A 14,073-nucleotide genomic window follows, 5' to 3' on the forward strand; every position below is an offset into this window, starting at 1 on the left:
GCATGTGTGTTTTCAAGGCGTTACTATCATTTACTACCGTGATTAACGCTTTCAGCATCGCAACGGCGGCCAGGCTTGCTCAGCAGGCATGGTGCAGGATGACGATTGCAGGAAAGCGCGCGGCTTTATACCATAGATCCTTGCCAAGATGAAGCCGCCTGCTGTTTACGGCGTGTTCCCCAAAGCGACTTCCCACATCGAGACGCCATGAACGTTCCCATCAAGACGCCTTCAGAAATCGAGAAAATGCGCGAAGCCGGTCGCCAGGCAGCCAGCGTACTGGAAATGATCACTCCTCATGTCGAGGCCGGGGTAAGCACCGGCAGACTCGACCAGCTGTGTTACGACTATATCGTCAATGAGCTCGGCTCGACGCCCGCACCGCTCAATTACCATGGTTTTCCCAAGTCGATCTGCACCTCGATCAACCACGTGGTCTGCCATGGCATTCCCGATGACGCCAAGAAGCTCAAGAAAGGCGATGTCATGAACATCGACATCACCGTGAAGACCGCCGACGGCTACCATGGCGATTCGAGCATGATGTTCATCGTCGGAGAAAACATTCAGGGTGAGCGCCTGTGTCGCATTACCCAGGAGTGTCTTTACAAGAGCATCGCCTTGATCAAGCCGGGCGTGCGCCTCTCCGAACTGGCCCGCGTCATCCAGGCCCATGCCGAAGCCAACGGCTATTCGGTGGTGCGTGACTTCTGCGGCCATGGCATCGGCGCCGACTTTCACGAAGAACCCCAGTTTCTCCACTATGACGGCTATGCCCCGGAAGCCGACATTGCCCTTGCTGCCGGCATGTGTTTTACCATCGAGCCGATGATCAACGTCGGCGAGTATAAAACCAAGGTATTGCGTGATGGTTGGACCGCCGTGACCAAGGATCGCAGCCTGTCCGCTCAATGGGAGCACACCCTGCTGGTCACCGAAACCGGGGTGGAAGTGCTCACCGCGCGAGGCGAGGAAGACCTCGGCTTTCTCGACCGCTAATGCTACTTCATCATTACCATTTCATCCCCGATACCTCGCTGTTCGATGTCCAGCGCTTTCACAATGAACTCGCCGGCAGCCGCTCGCCCATCGCGCCGTTCAAGGCAGCGTTGCGACAGATTCAGGCGCGCCTGGATGAGCGCTTTCACGCCGGCGCCGACATTCGGGATCTCGTCCATGGACGCGCCTGGTGCCTTGACCGCCTGCTGGCACTCGCCTGGGAACAACATAGTTGGCCGGATAACGGCATCGCTCTGCTCGCAGTGGGAGGCTACGGACGTGGCGAACTGCACCCCCACTCGGATGTGGATCTCTTGTTTTTGCTGGAGTTTGACGACGATAGGGCCTACCGCGAACCCCTGACTGCCTTTATCACCTTTCTATGGGATATCGGCCTGGAAATCGGCCACAGCGTCCGCTCGCTCACCGATTGCGAACGCGAGGCCGAAGCCGATGTGACGGTGATCACCAACCTGCTCGAATCGCGCCTGATAACCGGCCCCGAGCGGCTGCGTAACGCCATGCGCGAACGCTTGAGCAGCGAGCACCTCTGGCCGGCGGATCGTTTCTTTGAAGCCAAATGGCAGGAGCAGATTGCACGACATCACCGCTACAATAACTCCGAATACCACTTGGAACCCAACATCAAGAGTTCGCCCGGCGGGCTACGCGACATCCAGATGATCGGCTGGGTGGCCAAGCGTCATTTCGGTACCGAACGCTATGAAGACATTGTCGCCAACGGCTTCATGAACGATGCCGAACTGCGTATTCTGAGCCAGGGGCAGGCCTTTCTGTGGCAGGTGCGCTATGCCCTGCACATGCTCACCGACCGCGCGGAAGACCGCCTGCTGTTCGACCACCAGCGCACCATTGCGCAGCTGTTCGGCTTTCGCGACACGCCCGAGCGCCTGGCCGTCGAACAGTTCATGAAGCGCTATTATCGTCATGTCACGGCATTGGCCGGACTCAACGATATGCTATTGCAGCACTTCGATGAGGTGATATTGCGTGGTACCCAGGCGCTGTCCACGGTCAAGCTCAACGCTCGCTTTGAAACCAAGGGGGGCTACATTCAGGCGCGCAGGCGCAGCCTGTTTCGTGATCACCCCGAGGCCATGCTGGAGCTGTTTTTGCTGATGGCCAAGCACCCCGAAATCGAGGGCGTGCGTGCCGATACCATTCGCTTGATCCGCGACCACCGCCATCAGATCGATGACCACTATCGCGATGAACCCCGCCATCAACGCCTGTTCATGGCGCTGTTACGTTCGGGAGGCAACGTTCCGCGGCAACTGCGTCGCATGAACCGTTACGGCATTCTCGGCAAGTACCTGCCGGAGTTCGGCCGCGCGGTGGGGCTAATGCAACACGACCTGTTTCACATCTATACCGTGGATGCCCACACCCTGCGCCTGTTGAAATTCATTCAGGGCTTTCGTAACCTCGAGGCGCGTGAAGAGTTTCCGGTCGCCGTTGCATTGATTCCGCAGCTTCCCCGGCTGGAGCTTCTGTGGATCGCCGGGCTGTTTCACGATATCGGCAAGGGACGCGGCGGCGACCACTCCTTGATCGGCGCGGTTGACGTCGAGCACTTTTGTATCCGCCACCATGTTCCCCAACACGACACCCGCCTGGTGCGCTGGCTGGTGGAATACCATCTGCTGATGTCGATGACCGCTCAGAAACGCGACATTACCGACCCGGACGTGATACGTGACTTTGCACGAATCGTGCGCAACGAAATGCGGCTGGACTATCTGTACGTACTCACCGTGGCTGATATCAATGCCACCAACCCCACGCTGTGGAACGGTTGGCGGGCCTCGTTATTGCGTCAGCTGTATACCGAAACCAAGCGTGCCTTGCGCCGCGGCCTCAACAACCCGCCCGATCGCGATGACTGGGTGCGTGAAACGCGCAATGAAGCCCGTTCACTGCTGATCAGCATCGGCGTCGACAGCACGCATATCGATCACCTCTGGGATTCATTGGGCGAAGATTACTTTCTTCAGTACGCCCCCAGTGAAATCGTTTGGCAAACGCAGGGCATTCTTGCCCATGGCGACTCCCAACTACCCTTGATATTGATCAGCGCACCGACCGATGACATGGCCGAAGGTGGTACCAAGGTGTTTATTTACACGCGTTCGGTGGAAGATCTTTTTGCCGCGACCGCTGCCGCCATGGAACAGCTGGGTCTGTCGATCCATGACGCCCGAATCGCCACGTCACGCAACGACTGGACGCTCAATACCTTCATTGTGCTGGATCACCAGGGACAGGCGATACGCGACCCCGAACGCATCGAGGAAATGCGTAGCCATCTGGTGGAGGAACTCGACGACCCGGAGGATTATCCCCAGATCGTCACTCGTCATACACCGCGCCAGCTCAAGCATTTCAAGGTGCCCACGGAAGTACTGATCGAGCAGGACCCGGCCAACGACCGTACCCTGCTGGAGCTTACCGCCCCTGACCGCCCGGGGTTGCTGGCGCGGGTGGGGCAGATTTTCATGGAGCAGGACATCGCCCTTTCCGCCGCCAAGATCGCCACTCTGGGGGAACGAGTGGAAGACGTTTTCTTCATTACCACTAAGGCTGGAAGCCCCCTTCTCGACCTTGAGCGCCAGGAGAAACTACGCGCTCGCCTGATCGACGTGTTAGACGTGTAAAGGGCACCCACCCCGGTTAGGTTTGAGACCGACCCGGGGCTTGCCTATAATCGACGGTCTGTTCGCCACCTATTACTCAACAGCCGGTAAGCCCCATGAACCCAGATCTCGACGCCTTGCATCCGTATCCGTTTGAAAAGTTGGCGGCGCTGAAGGCAGGCTTGAGCCCGCCGCCGGGACTGCCGCACATTCCCCTGACCATCGGCGAGCCTCAGCATGCCCCTTTCAGCGGGGCGCTTCAGACACTCGTCGCCTATCAGCACGAAATGGGCCGCTACCCGGCCACCGCTGGGCTGCCCGAGCTGCGCCAAGCGATTGCCGACTGGACTGTGCGTCGCTTTGCGCTGGCCGGCCTGGACAGCGAACGCCAGGTGCTGCCGGTCAATGGCACCCGGGAGGGAATCTTTGCCTTCATCCAGGCGGCACTCGACCGCACCCGACCGGCAAAGGTGGCCATGCCCAATCCCTTCTATCAGATATATGAAGGCGCCACTCTGCTTGCCGGCGGCGAGCCGCTATACCTCGACTGCACCGAACGCAACCACTTTCGCCCGGACTTCAGCGCAATTTCCGCGGATACCTGGCGCGAGGTACAGATGGTATTTCTCTGTTCGCCGGGCAACCCCACCGGGGCGGTCACACCGCTGGAAGATTTCAAGAAACTGATCGAGCTTGCCGACGAGTACAACTTCATCATCGCCTCGGACGAGTGCTATTCGGAGCTTTACCTGGATGAAGCGGCGCCACCCCCCGGCCTGCTCCAGGCCTGTGCCGAGCTTGGTCGCCACGAATACCAGCGCTGCCTGGTGTTTCATTCTCTGTCCAAGCGCTCCAACCTGCCGGGGCTGCGCTCCGGGTTCGTTGCGGGGGATGCCGCTCTCATTACGCCATTCAAGCGTTACCGCACCTACCATGGTTGCGCCATGTCGCTGCCCTTGCAGCGTGCCTCCATCAGCGCCTGGCAGGACGAAATTCATGTGCGCGCCAACCGTGACGCTTATCGGGAAAAGTTTGCTGCCGTCACTAGCATCCTTTCGCCAGTACTGGATTTCCCCACTCCCGTGGCGGGTTTCTATCTCTGGCCCGCGGTACCCGACGGTGACGACGAAGCCTTCACTCGGCGCCTATTCGAGCGGGCCCATGTCAGCGTACTGCCGGGGTCTTACATGGGCCGGGCTGGCGTGACAGGCATCAATCCCGGCGAGGGGCGCCTGCGACTGGCACTGGTGGCCGAACTGGAACCGACGGTACAGGCCGCCCAACGTATTCGTGATCTGCTGGAAGGAAAGCTTTAAATGCTGACGCTCTACATGATCAAGAACTGTGACACCTGCCGCAAAGCGCTCAAGGCACTGGATAGCCGAGGCATCCCGTTCAACACCCATGATCTGCGTGAAGATGGCCTTTCCGCGGCGTTACTCGAACATATCCTGCACCGTGTGCCCCTGGTGAATGTGCTCAACAAACGCAGCAAGACTTGGCGCGACCTGCCTCAGGCGGACAAGGACAGACTTGACTCCAACGCCGCCCGCCAACTGATCATGCGATACCCCACGCTGCTCAAGCGCCCTTTGCTGGAAAACGCTGACGAAATTCGCGTGGGGTATCGCGAGGGTGACTATGACGATCTAAAGGGCTGAATATCGGTTTTCATCCCTCGGGATAGTCACGTTATTCACGATACCTTTTTCTTCACTGACCATTTTTTTCACTACCCATTGCGAGTTTGAAGCCAACCTTTAGGCTCCGACCACATCTTGAACAAGGACATCACCTCATGCTGAGCTTTGCGCTTGGAATCGGCACCCAGAACACTCAGGGCGACTGGCTGGAAATTTACTACCCCACTCCCTTGCTCAACCCCGACGCCAGCCTGGTCGCTGCGGCCAGGCAGGTGCTCGACGCGCCGGAAGGCAATGCTTCCGTGAGCTTCTTGCCGGAACATTGCACCGCCCTGGCAAAGGCGCTGGAAGCCGCCGGCCACAGTATACAGGCCGAACTTGCCGAAGCCCTGGCACATAGCCAGCGCCCCTTGGTGGCCATGTTCCTCGATACCGACTTGCCGCCGCAGAGTGCGCCGGAGGTCTACCTCAAGCTGCACCTGCTCTCGCATCGTCTGGTCAAGCCTCACGATCTTGACCTGACCGGCATGTTCGGCTTGCTGCGCAACATCGCCTGGTCCAACGAAGGCCCCATCGACATCGAAGAGCTTCCCATGCGTCGCCTCAAGGCGCGTCTCGCCGGGCGTTCGCTTTCGGTGGACTGCGTCGACAAGTTCCCCAAGATGACCGACTACGTGGTACCCACCGGCATCCGTATCGGCGATACCAGCCGGGTACGCCTGGGCGCTTACCTAGGCGAAGGCACCACGGTGATGCACGAAGGGTTCGTCAACTTCAATGCCGGTGCTGAAGGACCGGGCATGATCGAAGGCCGCATTTCGGCAGGCGTCATGGTGGGTAAAGGCTCGGATCTGGGCGGCGGCTGCTCCACCATGGGCACGCTTTCCGGCGGCGGCAATATGATTATTTCCGTAGGGGAAGGCTGCTTGATCGGCGCCAACGCCGGCATCGGGATTCCGTTGGGCGATCGCTGCACCGTGGAAGCCGGGCTTTACATTACCGCCGGCGCCAAGGTCACGCTGCTCGACGACCAGGGCCAAGAGGTCGAGACCGTTGCCGCACGCACTCTAGCCGGACAACCGGACCTGCTGCTGCGTCGCAACTCCCAGAATGGCCGCATCGAATGCTTGACCAACAAAAGTGCCGTGGCGCTCAACGAGGCACTGCATGCCCATAACTGAGCCTCAAGGCCTATCACCGACGCTGGCGCTGGCGTTCGACCTGATGCGCCGACCTTCGGTAACCCCCGATGACGAAGGCTGCCAGGCGCTGATGATCGAACGCCTGGAGCGGATCGGCTTTCACGTGGAACATCTACCGTTTGGTGACGTGGATAACTTCTGGGCGGTACGCGGCCATCACGGCCCGGTTCTGGCCTTTGCCGGGCATACCGATGTGGTGCCCAGCGGGCCGCACACCAATTGGGAATTTCCCCCTTTCATTCCCTGCATCGACGACCAGGGCATGCTCTGCGGACGCGGCGCGGCGGACATGAAAGGCAGCCTGGCCGCCATGCTCACCGCCGTGGAACGCTTTGTTGCCGAACACCCGGATCATGACGGCCGGATTGCCTTCCTGATCACCTCGGATGAAGAAGGCCCGGCGATGGATGGTACCCGGGCGGTGGTCGAGCACCTGCGCGAAGCCCACGAACGCCTGGATTACTGCATCGTGGGGGAACCTTCCTCCACGGCAGTGCTGGGGGATGTGATCAAGAACGGTCGACGCGGCTCCTTAGGCGGCGTTCTCCACTTGACCGGGGTGCAGGGTCATGTGGCCTATCCGCATCTGGCACGCAACCCCATTCATCAGGCCATGCCGGCACTCGACGCCCTAGTCACCGAGCACTGGGACGCGGGCAATGATTTCTTCCCCGCCACCAGCTTCCAGATCTCCAATTTCCGTTCGGGCACCGGTGCCACCAATGTAATTCCCGGTGAAGTGGAGGTTGTGTTCAACTTACGTTTTTCCACGGAAGTGACCCATACCCAACTGCGTGAACGCACCGAGGCGATTCTGGATCGTTTCGGGCTCAGCTATCACATCGACTGGACACTCAATGGCGAGCCCTTCCTGACCGCCGAGGGCGAGTTGGTGGATGCCGTTCTCGGCGGAGTGAAAGAAGCCCTCGGCCGACGACCAGTCCTTTCCACCAGTGGTGGCACCTCCGATGGCCGTTTCATTGCCACTCTGGGCGCCCAGGTGGTGGAAGTCGGCCCTCTCAACGCTACCATCCACAAGGTCAACGAACGCGTTCTCGCGAGCGACCTGGATGACTTGAGCCGGGTATACGAAGCGACCCTGCGCCATCTATTTATTCCATCAGCCAGCGTGACGCCATGATGCAACGTTATCCGGATATCGAGATCTACCTCGCCCAAGCATCATTGCCGGCGCTGAATTGCTGGCTGGAGCAGACAATGGATGCCCCACCACTGAGCCCTGCAGGCAGAGGCCAGTGGAAGACTCAAGGTACCTACCAAGGCCAGCGCATTCCCGTCTTGCTGGTGGAAAAAGCCGCCGAAGGCTTTGCCAGCCTGTGGTTCGATAGCGGCGAGACGCCCTGGATCACCGACCAGGACTGCGCCCAGCAGGCCGCCGAGCAACTGGCGGTGGAAGTGCGCTGCTCGTTAGGCGGCTGGCACCCGGGTGACGATCCGGATCGTTTCTGGCAGGTACTGCCTGACGGCCGGGAAGGGCCCATCGAATGGCCCGACTCAGGCCGCTAAGCCAAAAACAAACGGCCCCGCTTAGCGGGGCCGTTTGCAACTGCTTCGATCAAGATGACACTGCCAGCAAAAATTCACTCGATAATACTGACATCGTCCGCTTGAAGGCCGCGTTCATTATGAATCACCTGATAACGCACAATCTGACCTTCGGTCAGCATCCGGTTTCCGCGTCCACGAATCGCACGGAAGTGCACAAACACATCATCGCCGTTATCCCGCGTGATGAAACCGTAGCCCTTGTTGGTATTGAACCATTTGACCTCTCCTTCTTCTCGGCCATCGTTGTAATCGATGATATCGACTTCATCATCGTCCTCTTCATCAGCCAGTGTTTCTTGCCTCTGCTGGGCAGGTTCGGGCGCCTCTGCTTGCCCGACTCTTCTTTGGGTGGGCAAGGCCGCAGGCAACGGCGCCAAGGCGGCAGCAGCTAAAGTACCCACAAGTAAAATAACGAAGCTACCCAAAGCCATGGCAAAATAGATACTCGCCACACCACTGACCAGAAACTCGGCAAACACTTGTTTGGTAAGCAACGGGTCGGCCAAGTGGGCAAATCCGGCAAGCAGTAGCGGTGCCGGAGCGGCGAGAAGCAGGCTGATTAATATGCAGCGAAACACAACTTTTAGATTCATGATTAATAAAAGCTCTCTTGTTGTAGCAATAACAGACAAAGGACAATACCCAGTCTATCAGGCCCACGCCCAACAGAACCGGGCATAATATACACAAGGTTGCGATGTTATCATGAGCGAACACTTCTCGCCCGCCGAGCTTGACAATCGTCTTGAAGCACTAGAAAGCCGTATCGCCTACCAGGAGCACTGGCTGGACAGCCTGGATCAGGCCACCGCGCAACAAGAGAGGCGCCTGGCACACCTGGAACAGCTTAGCAGTATGATGAGCGAGCGCCTGCGCGAGCAGCATCAGGCCTTGCAAGACGCGGATACGACAGCGGCACCCAACACCGAGGGATTCAATCCGCAGGATGAGGTGCCGCCGCATTATTGAGCCGTAAATAATAATGTGAGCCGTCGTTAACGACGACAGCGTTGCGTGCCTAGCCGACCACTGAGGCCGGATCGGTGTACTCCAGGCCGAAGGCATCGGCGACCGCCTGATAAGTTACTCGACCATCATGCACGTTCAGCCCTGGCAGGAAATGCGCATCATCGGCCAGAGCCTTCTGCCAGCCCTTGTCGGCCAGGGCGATCACGAAGGGTAACGTGGCATTGGTCAACCCCAGGGTAGAAGTGCGCGCCACCGCCCCCGGCATGTTGGCGACACAATAATGCACGATACCCTCGACGATATAGGTGGGGTCGGCGTGGGTGGTGGGCTTGCTGGTTTCAAAACAGCCGCCCTGGTCGATCGCCACATCCACCAGTACGCTGCCGGGCTGCATGTCAGCAAGCATTTTGCGAGTGATCAGCTTGGGCGCAGCGGCACCGGGGATCAACACTGCCCCGACGATCATATCCGAGTCGCGCACCGCCTCATCCAGCGCATCGGCAGTCGAATAGACGGTCTTGATGCGTCCTTGGTAACGATCATCCAGCACTTCCAGGCGTGCAAGAGATTTATCCAGAATGGTGACGTCCGCCCCCAGCCCCAGCGCCATGCGTGCCGCATTTTCCCCGACCACACCGCCACCGATCACAGTCACCTTGCCCGGCGAGACGCCCGGCACCCCGGGCAACAATACACCGGCACCGCCTTGGGCCTTTTCCAAGCTATGCGCCCCCGCCTGCACAGCCATGCGCCCGGCCACGGTACTCATCGGCGCCAGCAGCGGTAAACCACCGCGGGAATCGGTGACAGTTTCATAGGCGATACAAGTAGCGCCGCTCTCCAGAAGCCCAAGCGTCAACTTTTCTTCCGCAGCCAAGTGCAGGTAAGTGAAAAGCGTCTGCCCGGAACTCAATCGCGCCACTTCTTCCGCCTGCGGCTCCTTGACCTTGAGTATCAGCTCGGCACCTTGCCACAAAGCGTCCACATCCGCTTCTACATGCGCGCCGGCAGCCTGATAGTCGGCATCGGTGAAGCCCGCACCTTCACCGGCGGCGGCCTGAACACTTACCTGATGACCACGTCCGGTCAGCTCACGAACACCGGTGGGGGTCAAGGCAACACGATATTCATGATTCTTGATTTCCTTGGGCACGGCGACTTTCATGAAGGCTCTCCTGATGCATGCAATGCTGTTGGGGATGACATTTCGCCCCTATTACAGCATAGCTCGTCCGCTCACCCATCCCCTTGAGAGTAAAACAAGAAAAACGCCGTTTAAGGCGCTTTCCAGAAGAAAAATCTACTGAAATGCGGAACGACACAATAAAAAACTAGCGTCATTCCACATTCAAGCAACTCAGTCGCGGAATATCCGTACGCCCAATGCCTTGAGGTAAGACGTTTCCGGGATGGCGGGATGTACTGGGTGATCCGGACCCTGATGCCCCTGGAAGATCACCTGACCATGGCGGTCCTGATGGCGCACGGCGCCACGCACCACCTCCATCAGACGCTCGGGCGCCAGGTGCATGGAGCACGAGGCGCTGACCAGCAACCCATCGCGTCCCAACAGGCGAATGGCTTCACGGTTAAGACGCGAATAAGCACGCTCGCCGTTAGGAATATCCTTGCGCTTGCGGATGAATGCCGGCGGATCCAGGATCACCACATCGAATTCCTCACCCTCGGCCTTGAGTGCCGCCAGTACCTCGAAGGCATCGCCTTCGCTGACCGACACCTGCTCGCTTACCCCGTTGAGCGCAGCATTATAAGCCACCTGTTCCAGGGCACTGCTCGAGGCATCGACGCATAGCACTTCAGAGGCGCCATTGACGGCTGCCTGAACGCCCCAGCCACCCACGTAACTGAACACATCCAGCACGCGCTTACCGGCCACCAAGCCGTTGAGCCAGGCACGGTTGGCCCGGTGGTCATAGAACCAGCCGGTTTTCTGACCATCCAGGATCGGGATGGCGAAACGTACGCCGTTTTCCACCAGTAGCACTTCATCCGGAAGGGTGCCCTTGACCACTTCGACCTTGGCCTCCAGCCCTTCCTGGCGGCGCCCCCCGGTATCGTTGCGGAACACGATCACCTCGGGGTCAAGGACTTTTTCCAGCGCATCGACGATTTCGTCAGCCAGGGCCTGCATGCCGGCGGTATTCAGCTGCACAACCACCACATCGCCGAAACGGTCAATGATCAAGCCCGGGAGCAAATCGCCTTCGCCGTGAATCAAGCGATAGAACGGCTCGGCGAACAAGCGTTGACGCAGCCCCAACGCTTGGTTAAAACGATGCACGAAAAGCGAGCGATCCAGGCGCATGGCCGGGTCGCGCGACATCAGGCGTGCACTGATCAGGGAGTGAGGGTTGACGTAAGCGACCCCCATCGGCCTGCCGTTGGACGCTTCGACCAGCGCCGGCTCACCGGCGGCAAAGTTTTTCAGCGGAGTTTCCTGGATATCCACTTCATTGGAGTAGATCCATAGATGACCGGCCTTGAGGCGGCGGTCGGCGTTCTTGTTCAGGCGCAAGCGTTGGGTCACAACAGTCTCCACAATCAATTGGGCCGACAGATCAATGCTGGCAGCCGGGGCAAAACACACTGGCACGTTGGCCTAGCGTCACCCTGATAAGTTCATGTTCACAGCGGGGGCATGGCTGGCCATGGCGACCATAGACATTCAGCCGCTGAGCGAAATAGCCCGGCTCACCCCGACCACTGACAAAATCACGCAAGGTGGTGCCGCCCTGAGTAATCGCCGCAGCCAAAACCTCGCGAGCGGCGTCGGCGAGCCGTTCATAGCGTTCTTGCGAAATCTGCCCGGCGGCTCGGCGGGGGTCGATACCCGCCATGAACAATGCCTCGGAGGCATAGATATTCCCCACCCCGACCACCACCCGGTTATCCATCAGGAAGGGCTTCACCGCTATTCGACGGCCGCGCGACATCTCGTATAACCGTCTACCGTTGAAGGCCTCGGAAAGCGGTTCGGGACCCAGGTGAACCAAGCGCTTGTCGCTATGCTCGTCGCCCTGCAGCCAATCGACGAAACCAAACCGGCGCGGGTCGTGATAGCGCAGCATCCAGCCATTATCCAGCACCAGATCCACATGGTCGTGCTTGCGTGGAAGCTCTCCCACCCGGGAAATACGCAAGCTACCGGACATGCCCAGGTGCCACAGCAAGGTGGCGCTTTCCTCAGGCGAATCCAGGGGCATCAGCAGGTATTTTGCCCGGCGGGAAAGTGGCTCGATGCGTGCACCGATCAGACGCTCAACAAGGTCCGAAGGCACCGGCACGCGCAAGCGTGACTGACGCACCCGAACCTCGGTAATTTCGGCACCTTCCAGGTAGGGTGCGATACCGCGACGCGTGGTTTCGACTTCGGGCAGCTCAGGCATGATAGCGGCCTATAATGACAGTTTCTGCATACAGCGATTTTACATACAGCGGACATGCAAGAACCCGGCGGCTAGCCGGGTTCTTCAACAGGCACTCGCCTGCGGTGAAAGCGCAATCAACAAGCAAATGCTTACTTGATTTTAGCTTCCTTGTACATCACATGCTTACGCACTACCGGGTCGTATTTCTTGAATTCGAACTTATCCGGCGTGTTGCGCTTGTTCTTATCAGTGGTGTAGAAGTGGCCGGTACCGGCACTGGACACCAGCTTGATCTTGTCGCGCATGGTTTTAATCTCCCAAAAACGTCTGCTTGCAGCCGTAGCTCAAGCTTAAATGGTTTCGCCGCGCTTGCGGATATCAGCCAGAACCGTGTCGATACCTCTCTTGTCAATGATACGCATGCCCTTGCTGGAGACGCGCAACTTGACGAAGCGATTTTCGGCTTCCACCCAGAAACGGTGGCTGTGCAGGTTAGGCAAGAAGCGACGACGCGTCTTACGCTGGGAGTGAGAAACGTTATTTCCAGTCACCGGACGTTTGCCGGTAACCTGACATACTTTGGACATGAGAGCCTCCAACCGCTTGGCGAGTAGTTCAAAACCTGTCGGGCAAACCGGAAAAGGGCGCGCCGGATAACCTCGTAACATCCGTTACCGCGCGACTCAGCCCTGTCCGTGATTCGACCCAAGTTCAAAGGGGGAACTTTATACCAGAGAGACTCCCGCCGGGCAAGCAAAGCCGCTAAATACCTTTGAAAAAGCCCCGAAACCGCTTTATTCTTCATATTCAATTTTTTAGACCCAGCCGCGCTCGGCGAACGAAACCACCTCGCCGTCACCGACCACAAAGTGATCCAGCACCCGCACCTCGAACAACGCCAAGGCTTCCTTGAGCCTCTCGGTGATGCGCCGGTCGGCATCGCTCGGCTCGGCGATACCGGAAGGATGATTGTGCGCCAGGATGACCGCCCCCGCGCCTAGCTCCAGCGCACGCTTGGCGACCTCCCTCGGGTACACCGAGGCGCTGTCCAGGGTGCCGCGAAACAGCGATTCGTAACGGATAATTCTGTGCTGCGTATCCAGAAACAACACGGCAAACTCCTCATGGCCGAGATGGCGCATCTGAGAGCTCAGGTAGTGCTTGACCAAGGCCGGTGACGTCAGTGCATTGCCCCGTGCCAACTGGCTGGCCAGATGACGCCGGGAAAGTTCGAGTGTCGCCTGCAGCTGGGCATATTTGGCGTTACCCAGGCCGTGCGCTTCACAAAAACGCACTTGGTCGGCCTCGAGAAATTGGCGTAGACCACCAAAGGCACTCAGCAAGTCGCGTGCCAGATCCACCGCCGAGCGCCCCTGCACGCCCACCCGAAGAAAGATTGCCAAAAGCTCGGCATCGGATAATGCCTGAGCGCCCAGGTTGAGCAATTTTTCCCGGGGCCGCTCACCTTCCGGCCAATGATTGATTCCCATTCTATCCGCCTCCCTGCCTGATTGTCCCTGGCTTGCCAGGCGGGCCTCGTGACACCGCCCTTCATTATTTTTAGTCCCACCAGTATACCCAGTTGTTTTAGTGAGATAACACTCAGGATAATCCGCGCACTGCCTACGCAAGGCATGGCTGTGGTGGT

General features: G+C 58.8%; 15 protein-coding genes. 8 read left to right on the plus strand and 7 right to left on the minus strand.

The window, feature by feature from the left end; translation table 11 throughout:
• Nucleotides 1-207: 207 nt before the first annotated feature.
• The 7 genes from map (at nucleotide 208) to GPM19_RS03895 (ending at nucleotide 8,025) form a co-directional block, all read left to right on the plus strand.
• Nucleotides 208-999: a type I methionyl aminopeptidase gene (map, locus tag GPM19_RS03865; protein ID WP_160417545.1), complete on the plus strand. Its 792-nt coding sequence runs from the start codon at nucleotides 208-210 to the stop codon at nucleotides 997-999.
• Nucleotides 999-3,674, plus strand: a complete 2,676-nt coding sequence (locus GPM19_RS03870; RefSeq protein WP_160417546.1) for a [protein-PII] uridylyltransferase — start codon at nucleotides 999-1,001, stop codon at nucleotides 3,672-3,674. Before map ends, GPM19_RS03870 begins: the two co-directional genes overlap by 1 nt.
• A 95-nt stretch (nucleotides 3,675-3,769) precedes the next feature.
• Nucleotides 3,770-4,969: a succinyldiaminopimelate transaminase gene (gene dapC / locus GPM19_RS03875; RefSeq protein WP_160417547.1), complete on the plus strand. Its 1,200-nt coding sequence runs from the start codon at nucleotides 3,770-3,772 to the stop codon at nucleotides 4,967-4,969.
• Nucleotides 4,970-5,314, plus strand: coding sequence for a Spx/MgsR family RNA polymerase-binding regulatory protein (locus tag GPM19_RS03880; RefSeq protein ID WP_160417548.1), 345 nt, complete (start codon nucleotides 4,970-4,972; stop codon nucleotides 5,312-5,314). It begins immediately after the preceding gene.
• A 137-nt stretch (nucleotides 5,315-5,451) separates the two neighbouring features.
• Nucleotides 5,452-6,477 (plus strand): 2,3,4,5-tetrahydropyridine-2,6-dicarboxylate N-succinyltransferase, encoded by a 1,026-nt coding sequence (gene dapD, locus GPM19_RS03885; protein ID WP_160417549.1) that lies wholly within the window; start codon nucleotides 5,452-5,454, stop codon nucleotides 6,475-6,477.
• Complete coding sequence (gene dapE / locus GPM19_RS03890; RefSeq protein WP_160417550.1) at nucleotides 6,464-7,639, plus strand: succinyl-diaminopimelate desuccinylase; 1,176 nt, start codon at nucleotides 6,464-6,466, stop codon at nucleotides 7,637-7,639. Before dapD ends, dapE begins: the two co-directional genes overlap by 14 nt.
• Nucleotides 7,636-8,025, plus strand: coding sequence for a hypothetical protein (locus tag GPM19_RS03895; RefSeq protein ID WP_160417551.1), 390 nt, complete (start codon nucleotides 7,636-7,638; stop codon nucleotides 8,023-8,025). The genes dapE and GPM19_RS03895 overlap by 4 nt, the downstream gene beginning before the upstream one ends.
• Nucleotides 8,026-8,099: 74 nt before the next feature.
• On the opposite strand, the gene GPM19_RS15585 is transcribed toward GPM19_RS03895, so the two are convergent.
• Nucleotides 8,100-8,660 carry a cold-shock protein gene (locus tag GPM19_RS15585; RefSeq protein ID WP_160417552.1) on the minus strand — a complete coding sequence of 187 codons (561 nt, stop codon included), beginning with the start codon at nucleotides 8,658-8,660 and terminating at the stop codon, nucleotides 8,100-8,102.
• A 112-nt stretch (nucleotides 8,661-8,772) separates the two neighbouring features.
• Between GPM19_RS15585 and GPM19_RS03905 the strand changes: the two genes are divergently transcribed.
• Entirely contained in the window at nucleotides 8,773-9,036 is a 264-nt protein-coding gene (locus GPM19_RS03905; RefSeq protein ID WP_160417553.1) for a SlyX family protein, read from the plus strand.
• 49 nt (nucleotides 9,037-9,085) lie between these two features.
• Here the strand turns inward: GPM19_RS03905 and ald are convergent, their stop codons facing one another.
• From ald to radC, 6 genes are all read right to left on the minus strand, one after another.
• A complete protein-coding gene (gene ald, locus GPM19_RS03910; protein WP_160417554.1) occupies nucleotides 9,086-10,201 on the minus strand; it encodes an alanine dehydrogenase in 1,116 nt (371 codons plus the stop codon).
• 192 nt (nucleotides 10,202-10,393) lie between these two features.
• Nucleotides 10,394-11,584 carry a class I SAM-dependent rRNA methyltransferase gene (locus GPM19_RS03915; protein WP_160417555.1) on the minus strand — a complete coding sequence of 397 codons (1,191 nt, stop codon included), beginning with the start codon at nucleotides 11,582-11,584 and terminating at the stop codon, nucleotides 10,394-10,396.
• Nucleotides 11,585-11,615: 31 nt separating this feature from the next.
• Nucleotides 11,616-12,443, minus strand: coding sequence for a bifunctional DNA-formamidopyrimidine glycosylase/DNA-(apurinic or apyrimidinic site) lyase (mutM, locus tag GPM19_RS03920; protein ID WP_160417556.1), 828 nt, complete (start codon nucleotides 12,441-12,443; stop codon nucleotides 11,616-11,618).
• 131 nt (nucleotides 12,444-12,574) lie between these two features.
• The gene (rpmG, locus tag GPM19_RS03925) at nucleotides 12,575-12,730 is read right to left on the minus strand and encodes a 50S ribosomal protein L33 (RefSeq protein WP_027337782.1); all 156 of its coding nucleotides are present in this window, start codon (nucleotides 12,728-12,730) and stop codon (nucleotides 12,575-12,577) included.
• A gap of 45 nt (nucleotides 12,731-12,775) precedes the next feature.
• Nucleotides 12,776-13,012, minus strand: a complete 237-nt coding sequence (gene rpmB / locus GPM19_RS03930; RefSeq protein ID WP_160417557.1) for a 50S ribosomal protein L28 — start codon at nucleotides 13,010-13,012, stop codon at nucleotides 12,776-12,778.
• 228 nt (nucleotides 13,013-13,240) lie between these two features.
• The gene (gene radC / locus GPM19_RS03935) at nucleotides 13,241-13,915 is read right to left on the minus strand and encodes a RadC family protein (protein ID WP_160417558.1); all 675 of its coding nucleotides are present in this window, start codon (nucleotides 13,913-13,915) and stop codon (nucleotides 13,241-13,243) included.
• Nucleotides 13,916-14,073: the final 158 nt, after the last annotated feature.

This window comes from Vreelandella zhuhanensis (assembly GCF_009793355.1).
Lineage (GTDB): Bacteria > Pseudomonadota > Gammaproteobacteria > Pseudomonadales > Halomonadaceae > Vreelandella > Vreelandella zhuhanensis.